We start from the raw sequence: 13,155 nt of genomic DNA, 5'->3' as shown, positions 1-13,155 counted from the left end.
GAAGTGATGATGTGCCGGAATTACCAGAAGTCGAAACGGTCCGGCGCACTCTTGCCGGGCTTGTAAGAGGGAAAACGATCGATGCGGTTGATGTCAGATGGACAAAAATCATAAAACGTCCGGAGGAGCCTGAGGAATTCGCAAGGCTCCTGGCCGGTCAGACGATTCAGTCGATCGGAAGAAGGGGAAAATTCCTGTTGTTTCATCTTGATGATTGTGTCATGGTTTCCCATTTGAGAATGGAAGGAAAGTACGGGCTTCATCAAAACGATGAACCTCTTGATAAACATGTGCACGTCATTTTCAGGTTCACGGACGGAAGCGAGCTGCGCTACCGGGATGTCAGAAAGTTCGGCACGATGCATTTGTTTAAGCCGGGAGAAGAACTGACGGAGCTGCCTCTCAGGCAGCTCGGTCCCGAACCTTTCAGCGAGGAATTTACAGCCGGTTACTTAAGAGAGCGCCTGAAGAAAACAAACCGCTCAGTGAAAACCGCACTGCTCGATCAGCGGACAGTGGTCGGGCTGGGCAATATTTATGTCGATGAGGCTTTGTTCAGAGCCGGTATCCATCCCGAGACAACAGCGAACAAGCTCACAAAAAAACAGACGGTTCTTCTTCATGAAGAGATCGTTCAAACCTTAAAGGAAGCTGTTGAAGCAGGGGGAAGCACAGTCAGATCTTACATCAATTCACAAGGTGAAATCGGCATGTTCCAGCTCAAACTTTTCGTTTACGGCCGGAAAGATGAACCTTGTAAAAAGTGCGGATCTCCAATTGAAAAAACAGTCGTTGGCGGAAGGGGCACGCATTTTTGCATAAAGTGCCAGAAAAAATGACAATCGCATAAAAGTGACAACAGCAAGCCGTATCATGGTTCAAGCTGTCGATGCATACGCTCCATATAGCTGTTAAAAGCAAGCTTTAAGGTGTGATGTTTCTTTTTCGGGTAAACAACACACGGATGGTTTTCTTCTTTCATATATATAAGAAGCCTAGAAAGCTGCCTTTAGGCTGCATGACTTAACTGCTCGCATCAACAGAAAGGAAGAGCCTGATATGATGTTTGCATCTTTCTTGCTGCTGGCATTTGCCGTCAGCTTGGACAGTTTTTCAGTCGGATTTACTTACGGATTGCGAAAGTTGAAAATCCCATTTAAAGCGATTTTGATTATTGCTTTTTGCTCTGGTGCCGTGATGTATATTGCCATGATGATCGGAACCCTTTTGGCGAAATTCCTGCCCGTTGTCGTAACAGAAAGGCTCGGAGCCGTCATATTAATGGGGATCGGCGCATGGGTGCTGTATCAGTTTTTCAGGCCGGAGAAAGAACAGGATCTCGTCTTCTCTGAAAAAACGCTCATCAACCTTGAATTGAAATCGCTCGGAATCGTGATACACATTTTAAGAAAACCGACAAGCGCCGACATTGATAAATCAGGAATCATTACCGGTATAGAAGCTTTCCTTCTCGGTTTCGCCCTCTCTATTGACGCGTTCGGAGCAGGGATCGGCGCGGCTGCGCTCGGCTTTTCCCCTGTACCGATGAGCATTACGGTAGGCATCATGAGCTCATTGTTCGTATTTTGCGGAATACAGGCGGGGCGATTTTTATCGAAATGGAACTGGATGGATAAACTGACCTTTCTTCCCGGTATATTGCTGATTATGATCGGCATCTGGAAACTGTAAGAAGGAGGTGCAGGCCTTTGACATTGGTCATCGGGTTGACCGGAGGGATTGCCAGCGGCAAAAGTACTGTCGCGCAAATGTTCCAGCAGTGCGGCATCACAGTCGTCGATGCGGACGTGATCGCGAAAGAGGCCGTTGAACAAGGGATGCCCGCTTATCAGAAAATCGCAGAGACATTTGGTCAAGGCGTGCTGCTTGAAACAGGCGGTATCGACCGGAGAAAACTTGGAGAAATTGTTTTTACTAACGAAGAAAAGAGGATGCAGTTAAATGCGATCGTCCATCCGGAAGTGAGAAAAATGATGATCAAACAGCGCGACGAAGCCATCCGGGCCGGTGAACGGTTTGTTGTTCTCGATATTCCGCTTTTATATGAAAGCGGGCTTGAACATTTGACAGATAAAGTGATCGTCGTCTGGGTGCCGATGGAGCTTCAGCTTGAGCGGCTGATGAAAAGAAACCGGCTCACTGAAGACGAGGCGCTGAACAGAATTCACGCCCAGCATTCTCTTGACGAAAAAAAGAAAAAGGCAGACGCGGTGATCGATAACAGCGGCAGTCTGAAAGATACAGAAGGGCAGCTTCATCAGCTGCTTGATACATGGTCAAATATTGAAAAGTGAGCGCGAAATTGCGCTCACTTTTTTATTAGTCGTTTTTAAACTGGCTGTAATTCGCATAATACAGCGCGGTGCGTTGTGCACCTGCATACCGTTCGGCAAAAGCTTTGGCATTGCCTGCCTTCATCGTCCGATAGCTGTAGTTGGATGAAGGTTTCCAGCTTGTTTCAGGCGATTTCTGTCCTTTTATCGCCGGATATGATCCGACATCTTTAAATGAGCCGTCTCCGTAATCATCAAGTATGCCTTTCTCGCTGCCCGTACCGAAGTAATTGGCTTCAGAATAAATTTTGGCCAATGTCGTTATCGTGAAGCCTAGATGGTAATTGTTGATATAATTGTTTTTCACATGAAAATGGCCGTAACGCATCAACCCGGGCGCCCTGACATAGAGATTCTCAAAGCGGTTGTGGCTGATTGTCATCCGCGGATATCCATTATATATACTGTGGTATTGCTTGTCATCTTGAGGCCAGCCGAGAATCAAGCCGTACCTGTGGTCTGTGAATGTGCTGTGAGACAGTGTGACGTAATCGGCTTTAGCGCCGATGTATAAGAGCTTGTCGAGATCGTGACCGTTTGCTGAATAGCTGTGGCCCTGGAATGTGACATGGTCAATCCAGTAATTCCTCGAATCTGTAATGTAAACAGGGATGTCGTTGTTTTCATTTATGAATGCATCATGTGCAATGATCAGATTTTTGAAAATCACGTTGCCTGAGTCCGTTTTTGTTTTAAAGTAAATGTTGTTCAGCTTATGTTTTTCATACGAGCCGATGATTGTTTTATTGGCACCCACCGTCAATACCGTTTTGGCTGAAGCGCCGATATTGCTGGAGACGACAATGGTGCGGGGCGTTGAACCTCCAATATTGGCTTTCAGTTCGCCCAGATTGTTGACATAGACGACTTTTCCAAACAGGCCGCCGGTTGTGCCTGTTTTCTGCTTGCCATTCGATTCCTTTGCATAGCCCGCGAAACCTTCGAGACCGTCGCTTGGAAGCTTCCACTTTTGGACGGAGCTGCCTGTATATTTGGCAAGCTTCACTCCGTTGCCGTCCAGTGTCAGGGCAAGGCTGTTGTTTTGCGCACTGACGATTTTATACGTGATAAAGTCTCCGTTTCCGTCTTTGTCAGCCCCGATAATATTCCACAACTCTTCTTTTCGTGAATTGTCATAGTAGACTACAGCGGGATTATTGTTTGACAACGCGTAATGGGAAGGGATGATAATTTTGCCGTTATCCATATTTCTGATTTTGAACTGTTTGCCGTCAGACGTATCCAGCCTCCATCTTTCTGCTTTTTCCCCGCTCATCTGTTTTGCTGTTAGCGGTGCATTATCTTGATTCCCGGCGGGCGTGATGTTTATGCCTGATAAGCTTTCCAGCCTGATCATCTGTTTCGGATAATCTTCGTTCGCCGCGGAAGCGGCTGCTGTTCCTATAAAAAAATAAATGCCGGCCGCAGCCAAAAAAGAAATGATAAAATATATGTTTTTGGTCAGTTTCATGGTTGTCCTTTCTTGAAGACACTGCCTTCTGTCGTGTGAAAATTTGGCGCCGTTGGAAATTGTAGCACTAAAGATGTATTTGAAATATATGCTTTAATGCCGATTTTTTCTAGTTCTTTGTTCATTGTTTCACAAAAACCGCGTAAATTTGCTGTAAAAGAAACAAATGGTATGGCTAATTAAAAATAATGTGTTATACTTATTTTGAATAAATCATGATGTGGAATGACATAAAATAAGGGGTGCATATTTGATGAAAGTGAAAGTTGCGATAAACGGATTCGGCCGGATCGGCAGAATGGTGTTTAGAAAAGCGATGCTTGATGAACAGATTGACATTGCAGTGATCAATGCGAGCTACCCTCCGGAAACGCTCGCTCATTTAATAAAGTATGACACAAATCACGGCCGATATGAGCTTGATGTAAACGCTGGAGACGATTGCCTGTTCGTTAACGGTAAAAAGGTCATGCTGACCAATCAGAGGGACCCTAAACTTCTTCCGTGGGCGCAATACGGGATCGACATCGTCGTAGAAGCGACGGGGAAATTTAACGCGAAGGAAAAAGCGGAAGCTCATATTGAAGCCGGCGCGAAAAAAGTTATTTTGACAGCGCCGGGGAAAAATGAAGACATCACAATCGTGATGGGCGTCAATGAACGCGAATTTGATGCGGAGCGTCATACGATTATTTCAAACGCTTCCTGTACGACGAATTGTCTCGCTCCTGTCGCAAAAGTGCTTGATGATGCATTTGGCATTGAAAACGGCCTGGTGACCACTGTTCACGCATTTACAAATGATCAAAAAAATATTGATAATCCGCACAAAGACTTGAGAAGGGCGCGCGCCTGCGGTTCTTCGATCATTCCGACAACGACAGGCGCCGCGAAAGCGCTGTCACTTGTCATGCCGCATTTAAAAGGAAGAATGCACGGCCTGGCCCTGCGCGTTCCCGTCTCAAATGTGTCACTCGTTGACCTTGTGGCTGATTTAAAAAGCGATGCGACGGCAGAAGATATTAATGAAGCGTTCCGAATGGCGGCGGCAGGCTCGATGTCCGGGATCCTCGATGTATGCGATGAACCGCTTGTCTCATCCGATTTTAATACGAATCCATACTCGGCGGTGATCGACAGCCTTTCAACAATGGTGCTTGAGAACAGAAAGGTGAAAGTGCTCGCATGGTATGACAACGAATGGGGATATTCGTGCAGGGTTGTCGATTTAATCAGATACGTGGCTTCAAGAATGAAACACCCTTCGGCTGTATAAAATAAGAGCATGGACGGATAAAAAATAAATACCCCTTAACCATCAAATGATAAAACCGCCTTGCAAAAAATATTCAAACAAAGTATACTATTTTTCGTGAACTTCTAGTTCGTGAGCGCTTCGGCATTACTTAAAGGGTTAGGACCTCTCCGGACTAACTTTCCCCCGTGGTAAATGACCGGTTCAGTTGCTTGGAAATTCACTTTTCTAATTCTTGTTAAGGGGGGTCCATGCTATGGAAACAATGGGGCGTCACGTTATCTCCGAACTGTGGGGATGCGATTTTGATAAGCTGAATGACATGGATTTTATTGAAAAAACGTTTGTAAATGCGGCACTGAAGTCAGGTGCTGAGGTACGTGAGGTAGCCTTTCATAAGTTTGCACCTCAAGGTGTAAGCGGGGTTGTGATCATTTCTGAATCTCACTTGACCATTCACAGTTTTCCTGAACACGGATATGCCAGCATTGATGTTTATACTTGCGGAGATTTAGATCCGAACGTAGCTGCCGATTATATCGCAGAAGAATTAAGAGCAGAAACAAGAGAGAACATTGAAATACCGAGAGGCATGGGACCTGTTCAGGTGAAACAGGCCAACGCCAAAGCACAGGCACTTTAATGCCGATAGAGGAGCTGGATGAAAAAGCGGACACCGCTTTTAAAATCCGCTCCTTTTTCTTTCCTCTCACGACAATCCCCGAAACATATTCTCCCCGGCATTCTCTTGCCCTAATTTGTTTTCCCTTGGAAATCAACCATTTTTTTAATAAAATATAGAGAAGAAAGACAAAGGGGACAGGGGATATGAGTCTTTTTCAAAACATTCACCGGTTTTTTTCTACACACGCCGAAACGTCTGACCGCCATCCTTCGGACAAGCTGAAGAGCCGCTATTATAAAGCGGCGTCAAAAGAAGCGCTCAATGCTGTAAAGGAAGTGCTGGAAGGCCTTGACGGCTGTAAGGTGACATCGGTGTCGGAAGAAAGAGGAGAAATCAGCGCCGAGGTGAAAAAAACGAGAAAAGCTTTTGTGGTGGCGACAGTCGTGTCGATTCGCCCTTTTGATACAGCGGTGGATTTTAATGTGTCAACGGAAACGTTTTTGCCGACCGATTTTGGCTACAGCCGCGGGCTTGTCTCGACGCTATACAGCGAACTGGACGGAAAGCTGCAGAAATCTGTACATTCAAACAATTGAATAGGGAGCTGAAAAAATGAAATGTCCAGCATGTCAGCATAACGGGACGAGGGTTTTGGACTCCCGTCCCGTTGACGAAGGCAGATCGATTCGCAGAAGACGCGAATGCGAATCATGCAACTATCGATTTACTACATTTGAAAAAGTGGAAGAAATTCCGCTCATCGTCGTAAAAAAAGAAGGAATCCGGGAAGAATTCAGCCGCGAGAAGATGCTCCGCGGTTTGATCAAAGCGTGCGAAAAACGCCCTGTCGCCTTAAAGCAACTTGAGGATATTTGCTTTGAAATTGAAAAAGAGCTTAGAAATCAAGGCGTTGCTGAAGTGAAAAGCGATATGATCGGAGAAATGGTGATGGACCGGCTTGCGAAAATCGACGAAGTCGCATACGTCCGGTTTGCTTCAGTATACCGCCAATTTAAAGATATTAACGTATTTATCGACGAGCTGAAAGACTTAATAAAGAAAGAACGGTAAAGAGCTGTAAATTAATCCAGCTCTTTTCTCATGATAAAACCACGGTCGTGTGACATGAAGGCCTGAAAAAGGTGTAAAATGAGGACAAGAAACAAAGTGGAAGGTTGACAAAAGATATGAGTAATTATTGGAAAGACTTGCTTCCTGTCGATCCGTACGTTGTCAAAAGCTGCGGATTGCTTCAGGACTTGGACCGGCAAATTGTCACGCTATTGTATCAGCCACTAATCGGCTCTTTTTCATTCAGCTTGTTTCTCACGCTGTGGGGGGAACTGGAGCAAAACAGAGTCTGGGGGAAAAGCTCGACTCACAGACAGCTGATGGCGGCGATGCAGACCAACCTGAAGACGATTCACTCAGAGAAGGAAAAGCTTGAGGGAATCGGACTGTTGAAAACTTATATGAAAGAAACGGAAGACGAGCGTTTGTTTATATATGAATTGATTCCGCCGCTCAGACCGGATGAGTTCTTTCAGGACGGCATGCTGAATGTCTTCTTGTACAACCGCGTCGGAAAAGCGAGGTTTCAGCAGCTGAAAGAATACTTTTCCCACCCGTCTGTTCCCGAAGAAGCACGGGATATCACCCGTTCTTTCAACGAAGTTTTTGCATCTGTCCAGCCGAGCGAATGGAAGATGTCTGACGATATGATCGAAGCGATGGAGCTTCGCGAAGATCGTGAATGGATGAAAGAAGGGAATGGCAAACCGGCGGCGGTCACAGACGACGCCTTTGACTTTCAACTGTTTCTCGCCGGTTTATCCGACACGCTTATTCCGAGAAAAGCGCTGTCAGACCAAGTGAAGGAAACGATTAAAAAGCTCGCCTTTCTCTACGGGATCGAACCGCTTCAGATGCAAAACGTCGTCATGTCAGCCGTTGATGAGCACGATACGATCACGACAGAAGCGCTCAGAAAAGCGGCGAGCGACTGGTATCAGATCGAGCGCAGCGGCCCGCTTCCGGAACTCGTCGACAAAGTGCAGCCGATGAATCTCCGCGAACAGCCGAATCAACAGTCGTCAACGAATGCCAAGGAAGACAATTTGATTGCTTTGCTTGAGCAGGTATCGCCGAAAAAGCTGCTGCAGGATATCGGCGGCGGAGCGGAACCATCCAAAGCCGATCTGAAAATTATAGAAGAAATAATGCTTGACCAAAAATTAGAGCCCGGCGTCATCAATGTTCTGATTTATTATGTCATGCTGAAAACCGATATGAAGCTTTCGAAAAATTACACCCAAAAAATAGCTTCTCACTGGGCCAGAAAAAACGTTCGCACGGTTAGAGAGGCCATGAAGCTTGCGAAAGAAGAAAACCGCCAATATCTTGAATGGGCGGAAGGGAAGAAAAAGCCTTCCCGGAACAAGAAAGTCATCAGGGAAGAAAAGCTGCCTGACTGGCTTCGGGAAAGTGACGAAGCCGACAGCAAACCGCTCGAAACAGAGCCGGCCGGTTCCGTAACGAGAGAAGGCTTTGACCAACAGAAGCAGAAGCTGCTCGAAGAAATAAAAAAACTGAAAAACCATTCCGCTCTTTAATGTGAGGTGAAGATGATGGAGCCGATTAAACGCGCTTTGCAAGGCGTGACAACGAGACCCGATTTTCAAAAACGCCTTGAAGATATGAAAGAAAAAGTGCTCTCTGACAAGGATGTTCAGGAGTTTTTAAACAGCCGTCAGTCAGAAGTGGATCAAGGAATGATCGACAGGAGCCTAAACAAGCTTTATGAATTTACACAGCAAAGCAAAGCATGCCAAGACTGCCCGAGTCTGAAAGAGTGCAAAAACCTGATTCAAGGTTATCATCCAAAGCTTGTGATGAACGGAAAAACGATCGATGTTCAATATGACAGGTGTCCGGAAAAAAAGGCAGCGGACGAGAGGGAAAGACAGCGGTCGCTGATTAAAAGCATCTATATTCAACAGGATCTCTTGAATGCTACGTTTGCCGATATTGACGGAGATGATCCGAGCAGATTAAAGGTCCTTCAGCTTGTGACGGGCTTTTTGCATGACTATAACGAAACGGGAAAGGGAAAAGGCATCTACGTCTACGGGAAGTTCGGGGTCGGAAAAACCTTTATGCTGGCCGCCATCGCCAACGAGCTTGCGGCAAAGGACCATCCATCCATTCTCGTCTATGTCCCCGAATTTGTCAGGGAACTGAAAAATGCGATACACGATCAGTCGCTTGAAGAAAAGCTTGAGATGGTCAAGTCTACGCCGATTCTAATGCTCGATGATATCGGTGCGGAGTCCATGTCAAGCTGGGTGAGGGATGAGGTGCTTGGCGCCATCCTTCAGCACAGAATGTCTCATCAGCTGCCGACGTTTTTCTCTTCCAACTTTGACCCTGATGAACTGAAACACCATTTCACCTATTCGCAAAGGGGCGAAAAAGAAGAGGTGAAAGCGGCAAGGCTGATGGAGAGGGTGCTGTATTTAGCGACGCCTGTCCGGCTGGACGGGAAAAACCGGCGTCAGTAATCACATGATCCCGAGCTTCAATTACGGAGATGAAGAAGATGCAAAAAAGAACCTTGGCCAAATGGACGGTTATCGCCGTAATCGCGGCGGCCGGACTATGGTTGAATGCGAAATATCTGAATCTGAGCCCCGCTCATATAAGAGAAGGCGTCTTATCCTTCGGGATTTTCGCCCCGCTCATCTATATCGGATTATTGATGATCCGGCCGTTTTTGCTGCTACCTGCTTCCGTTTTCGCCGTCAGCGGGGGCCTCGCATTCGGTCCGCTGTTTGGCTCTTTGTATTCTTTTATCGGTGCGGCGGGCGGTGCATTTTTGTCATTCGCTGTTGCATACAGGCTCGGCGGAAACCTTCAGCACATGCCGCTGAAGCTTGACAGCCTGCGGACGCTTTTGCGGAAAAACGGCTTTTTCTGCATTCTGCTCTTGAGGCTCGCGCCGATTCATTTTGACGCGGTTAGCTATGCGGCAGGCGTGTCAAAAGTGAAGCCCCTGTCGTTTGCCCTGGCGACGGCTGCGGGCATCATTCCGGGCACCGTTATTTTAAATGTGCTCGGGTCAAGCCTCTTGACCGGCGACATCATAGCAATTGCAGCTGCAGCGGCAATTTACTTGATATTCATTACCGTGCCTCTTTTGTTCAGAAAAAAAGTGCAGGCGCTCCTCGATTAAGGGCTCATCCTTTTTTTACGTCTATTTTATTTGTCACCCCCATATACATGTATCAGATGTTGTTAGGGGGGACAAACATGCTTGAAATTACATTTGAAGATGATTATGATACAGCCGCGTTTTTGCATCTCCTTCGCAATGCGGATGCGAACCGGCATATCAAGATTCACGAAGCACCAGGGAAGATCGGAATTGAAAAGACCCATTCCTCTGTCAGTATTCAGGCCTATATTGAGCCGGTTCTGACGAGATTTTTTACAGAATGCAAAGAAGACGAATACATGCTTTCGGTTATTGAAGGCGATTATTACTTTTTGGACCGGGATGAACAGCAGCAGATTCTTCAACTGGCCCACAGCATTATGGAGGGCGAACTTGAAGGGCTTCCTCTCAACAAGGACGACACCCCTCGCGAACATTACATCATTCAGGAGCTCCAAACGATTTGTCTTGAGGAAAACGTCTTTTCCATTCGGTCCTTTATGACATTTCGCCTCGGGAGGTATTATGAACGCCTCAGGTCTTATGTGGAGGCGGCAATCGACGAGTATAAAATGGAACAGGAATATCAGACATTCATTCAATCGCTGAGAGACTACGTCATGTCGAAAGAGCCGATGCTTGACCATGTCCACATTGTGCACGACGGTTATTTTGTATTGTGGGAATTAAAGTATATTTCTGAACGGGAACAAAAAAAATACATAGACAGGCGGTTCGTAAGAGAACACCCGATGTATATTGATTCCCATCTCCTGGCTCCGCTCGTATCGATTGCGCCGGAAAAAATAGACCTCTATACAGAAGACCGGGAACACGCCATGGTTCAGACCATTCAAAATATTTTTCAGGAGCGCGTACGGATTCTTTCGCTTGACGCCTTTCATCCGCGAGAAAACATTTTGGAAGAGCATTCTTGATTTTGTGTGAAAAACGATTTATAATACGATGTAAACTTAAAGATATTATGTATCGATAAGGACATGAAAAGATGAACACCGGTTTGACAGAGAGGGAGACCACGGCTGAAAGTCTCTTAAGCCAAGGAGCATTTTTTTACCGCCTTTGAACATCAGTTGTGAACGACAATGTGTCTAGTAATGACTGACGGGACTTCCCGTTACAGAACCGAAAGCCGAGAGCGCGACGGGTTTTTTGCGTTTTCGGGAAAAAGGGTGGAACCACGAATTCCGTTTATTAATCCTCGTCCCTTTCATAGGGGGACGGGGATTTTTTATTTTGTAAAAAAAAAGGAGTGACTAGGATGTCAGATATGGTAAAAATCAAATTTCCTGACGGAGCGGTTAAGGAGTTTGCAAAAACGACGACAACAGAAGATATCGCGGCATCAATCAGTCCCGGCTTAAAGAAAAAATCAATAGCGGGGAAATTAAACGGCAAAGAAATCGATCTGCGCGCACCGATCCTTGAGGACGGCGCCATCGAAATCATTACAGAAGGCAGCGAAGAAGCGCTTGAAATCATGCGCCACAGTACTGCACACTTAATGGCCCAGGCGATCAAGCGCCTGTATAAAAACGTGAAGCTCGGCGTGGGTCCGGTCATTGAAAACGGCTTCTACTACGATGTGGATATGGAAGAAGCGCTGACTCCGGAAGACCTTCCGAAGATTGAGAAGGAAATGAAAAAAATCGTTGGCGAAAATCTGCCGATCGTAAGAAAAGAAGTCAGCCGTGAGGAAGCCAGAGCCCGGTTTGCCGAAATCGGCGATGATTTGAAATTGGAACTGCTTGATGCGATTCCGGAAGGTGAAACGGTATCGATCTATGAGCAGGGCGAATTCTTCGATCTGTGCCGCGGTGTTCACGTTCCTTCGACAGGAAAAATCAAGGAGTTCAAACTGCTGAGCCTTGCGGGAGCATACTGGCGCGGAGACAGCAACAACAAGATGCTCCAGCGCATTTATGGTACGGCTTTCTTCAAAAAAGCGGAGCTTGATGAGCATCTTCGCCTCCTTGAGGAAGCAAAAGAACGCGACCATAGAAAGCTCGGAAAAGAACTGAAGCTGTTTGCGATTTCGCAAAAGGTAGGGCAAGGGCTGCCGCTTTGGCTGCCAAAGGGTGCAACCATCAGACGCGTCATCGAGCGCTATATCGTTGACAAAGAGCTTGCGCTCGGCTATGAGCACGTGTATACACCTGTCCTTGGCAGCAAAGAACTTTACGAAACGTCAGGGCATTGGGATCATTATCAAGACACAATGTTCCCTCCGATTGAAATGGACAATGAAACATTGACGCTTCGACCGATGAACTGTCCGCATCATATGATGATTTATAAAAACGACATTCACAGCTACCGTGAACTGCCGATCCGGATCGCGGAGCTCGGAACGATGCACCGCTACGAAATGTCAGGCGCTCTCTCAGGTCTGCAGCGTGTTCGCGGGATGACTTTGAATGACGCGCACATTTTCGTCCGTCCCGATCAAATTAAGGAAGAGTTCATCCGCACTGTCCGCCTGATTCAGGAAGTGTATGAAGACTTTGGCCTTGAGCAGTACTCATTCCGCTTGTCTTACCGCGACCCTGAAGATACAGAGAAATATTACGATGACGATGAAATGTGGAACAGAGCGCAATCGATGCTGAAGGAAGCGATGGACGAGATCGGCCACGATTATTACGAAGCCGAAGGGGAAGCGGCGTTCTACGGACCGAAGCTTGACGTTCAGGTCAAAACAGCAATCGGAAAAGAGGAAACACTGTCAACTGTACAGCTGGACTTCCTTCTTCCTGAAAAATTTGATCTGACATATGTCGGAGAAGACGGAAAACCTCATCGTCCGGTCGTCATTCACAGAGGTGTCGTTTCCACAATGGAACGGTTTGTCGCTTTCTTAATTGAGGAGCATAAAGGCGCATTGCCGACATGGCTTGCCCCTGTTCAGTTCCAGGTCATCCCTGTATCGCCGTCCGTGCATCTTGACTACGCCAAAAAAGTTCAAGAGCGCCTGCAGCGTGAAGGACTTCGCGTTGAAGTCGATATCCGTGACGAGAAAATCGGCTATAAAATCCGTGAAGCACAGATGCAAAAAATCCCGTACATGCTTGTCGTCGGCGACCAGGAAGTTGAAAACGAAGCCGTCAACGTCCGCAAATACGGAGAGCAAAAATCAGAAACAGTTGCCTTTGCAGACTTCATTAAAAAAGCCGTTGCAGAAGCAAAGAAATAAACGAGAAAAAAGCATGATTCCCG

Annotated in this window: 13 protein-coding genes; 12 read left to right on the top strand and 1 reads right to left on the bottom strand. The window is 46.6% G+C overall.

The features are described from left to right. The first annotated feature begins 11 nt into the window (after positions 1–11). The 3 genes from mutM to coaE all read left to right on the top strand — a co-directional run bounded on the left by mutM (position 12) and on the right by coaE (position 2,315). Entirely contained in the window at positions 12–839 is an 828-nt protein-coding gene (gene mutM, locus CP943_RS15915) for a DNA-formamidopyrimidine glycosylase (RefSeq protein WP_023855481.1), read from the top strand. A gap of 220 nt (positions 840–1,059) precedes the next feature. Then, positions 1,060–1,692, top strand: a complete 633-nt coding sequence (gene ytaF, locus CP943_RS15910; protein ID WP_009329359.1) for a sporulation membrane protein YtaF — start codon at positions 1,060–1,062, stop codon at positions 1,690–1,692. Positions 1,693–1,709: 17 nt separating this feature from the next. Further along, positions 1,710–2,315, top strand: coding sequence for a dephospho-CoA kinase (gene coaE / locus CP943_RS15905; RefSeq protein WP_035338188.1), 606 nt, complete (start codon positions 1,710–1,712; stop codon positions 2,313–2,315). Positions 2,316–2,340: 25 nt separating this feature from the next. Here coaE and CP943_RS15900 read toward each other — a convergent pair whose 3' ends face one another. Continuing rightward, the gene (locus tag CP943_RS15900) at positions 2,341–3,561 is read right to left on the bottom strand and encodes a pectate lyase family protein (RefSeq protein WP_234026580.1); all 1,221 of its coding nucleotides are present in this window, start codon (positions 3,559–3,561) and stop codon (positions 2,341–2,343) included. Positions 3,562–4,078: 517 nt separating this feature from the next. Between CP943_RS15900 and CP943_RS15895 the strand changes: the two genes are divergently transcribed. The 9 genes from CP943_RS15895 to thrS all read left to right on the top strand — a co-directional run bounded on the left by CP943_RS15895 (position 4,079) and on the right by thrS (position 13,132). Beyond that, positions 4,079–5,101 (top strand): glyceraldehyde-3-phosphate dehydrogenase, encoded by a 1,023-nt coding sequence (locus tag CP943_RS15895; protein WP_020452546.1) that lies wholly within the window; start codon positions 4,079–4,081, stop codon positions 5,099–5,101. Positions 5,102–5,336: 235 nt separating this feature from the next. Next, positions 5,337–5,723 (top strand): adenosylmethionine decarboxylase, encoded by a 387-nt coding sequence (gene speD, locus CP943_RS15890; RefSeq protein WP_020452545.1) that lies wholly within the window; start codon positions 5,337–5,339, stop codon positions 5,721–5,723. A 185-nt stretch (positions 5,724–5,908) separates the two neighbouring features. After that, a complete protein-coding gene (locus CP943_RS15880; RefSeq protein ID WP_020452544.1) occupies positions 5,909–6,301 on the top strand; it encodes a hypothetical protein in 393 nt (130 codons plus the stop codon). Between the two features lie 16 nt (positions 6,302–6,317). Continuing rightward, a complete protein-coding gene (gene nrdR, locus CP943_RS15875) occupies positions 6,318–6,776 on the top strand; it encodes a transcriptional regulator NrdR (protein WP_020452543.1) in 459 nt (152 codons plus the stop codon). A gap of 116 nt (positions 6,777–6,892) precedes the next feature. Continuing rightward, positions 6,893–8,317, top strand: coding sequence for a replicative helicase loading/DNA remodeling protein DnaB (locus CP943_RS15870; RefSeq protein ID WP_023855478.1), 1,425 nt, complete (start codon positions 6,893–6,895; stop codon positions 8,315–8,317). Positions 8,318–8,332: 15 nt separating this feature from the next. Next, a complete protein-coding gene (gene dnaI / locus CP943_RS15865; RefSeq protein ID WP_020452541.1) occupies positions 8,333–9,265 on the top strand; it encodes a primosomal protein DnaI in 933 nt (310 codons plus the stop codon). Positions 9,266–9,303: 38 nt separating this feature from the next. Next, a complete protein-coding gene (locus CP943_RS15860) occupies positions 9,304–9,936 on the top strand; it encodes a TVP38/TMEM64 family protein (protein ID WP_023855476.1) in 633 nt (210 codons plus the stop codon). A 77-nt stretch (positions 9,937–10,013) separates the two neighbouring features. Beyond that, on the top strand, positions 10,014–10,856 hold the full coding sequence (gene ytxC, locus CP943_RS15855; protein WP_050820732.1) for a putative sporulation protein YtxC: 843 nt from the start codon (positions 10,014–10,016) through the stop codon (positions 10,854–10,856). A 344-nt stretch (positions 10,857–11,200) separates the two neighbouring features. After that, positions 11,201–13,132, top strand: coding sequence for a threonine--tRNA ligase (thrS, locus tag CP943_RS15850; RefSeq protein ID WP_020452538.1), 1,932 nt, complete (start codon positions 11,201–11,203; stop codon positions 13,130–13,132). Positions 13,133–13,155: the final 23 nt, after the last annotated feature.

It is taken from the genome of Bacillus paralicheniformis (genome assembly GCF_002993925.1).
Lineage (GTDB): Bacteria > Bacillota > Bacilli > Bacillales > Bacillaceae > Bacillus > Bacillus paralicheniformis.
This window is presented reverse-complemented; position numbering and strand designations above follow the sequence as displayed.

Coding starts and splice junctions, on each gene's coding strand:
- nrdR (WP_020452543.1), top strand. CDS start 6,318: ATGAAATGTCCAGCATGTCAGCATAACGGGACGAGGGTTTTGGACTCC.
- CP943_RS15900 (WP_234026580.1), bottom strand. CDS start 3,561: ATGGATAACGGCAAAATTATCATCCCTTCCCATTACGCGTTGTCAAAC.
- ytxC (WP_050820732.1), top strand. CDS start 10,014: ATGCTTGAAATTACATTTGAAGATGATTATGATACAGCCGCGTTTTTG.
- ytaF (WP_009329359.1), top strand. CDS start 1,060: ATGATGTTTGCATCTTTCTTGCTGCTGGCATTTGCCGTCAGCTTGGAC.
- CP943_RS15895 (WP_020452546.1), top strand. CDS start 4,079: ATGAAAGTGAAAGTTGCGATAAACGGATTCGGCCGGATCGGCAGAATG.
- CP943_RS15880 (WP_020452544.1), top strand. CDS start 5,909: ATGAGTCTTTTTCAAAACATTCACCGGTTTTTTTCTACACACGCCGAA.
- speD (WP_020452545.1), top strand. CDS start 5,337: ATGGAAACAATGGGGCGTCACGTTATCTCCGAACTGTGGGGATGCGAT.
- dnaI (WP_020452541.1), top strand. CDS start 8,333: ATGGAGCCGATTAAACGCGCTTTGCAAGGCGTGACAACGAGACCCGAT.
- CP943_RS15870 (WP_023855478.1), top strand. CDS start 6,893: ATGAGTAATTATTGGAAAGACTTGCTTCCTGTCGATCCGTACGTTGTC.
- CP943_RS15860 (WP_023855476.1), top strand. CDS start 9,304: ATGCAAAAAAGAACCTTGGCCAAATGGACGGTTATCGCCGTAATCGCG.
- thrS (WP_020452538.1), top strand. CDS start 11,201: ATGTCAGATATGGTAAAAATCAAATTTCCTGACGGAGCGGTTAAGGAG.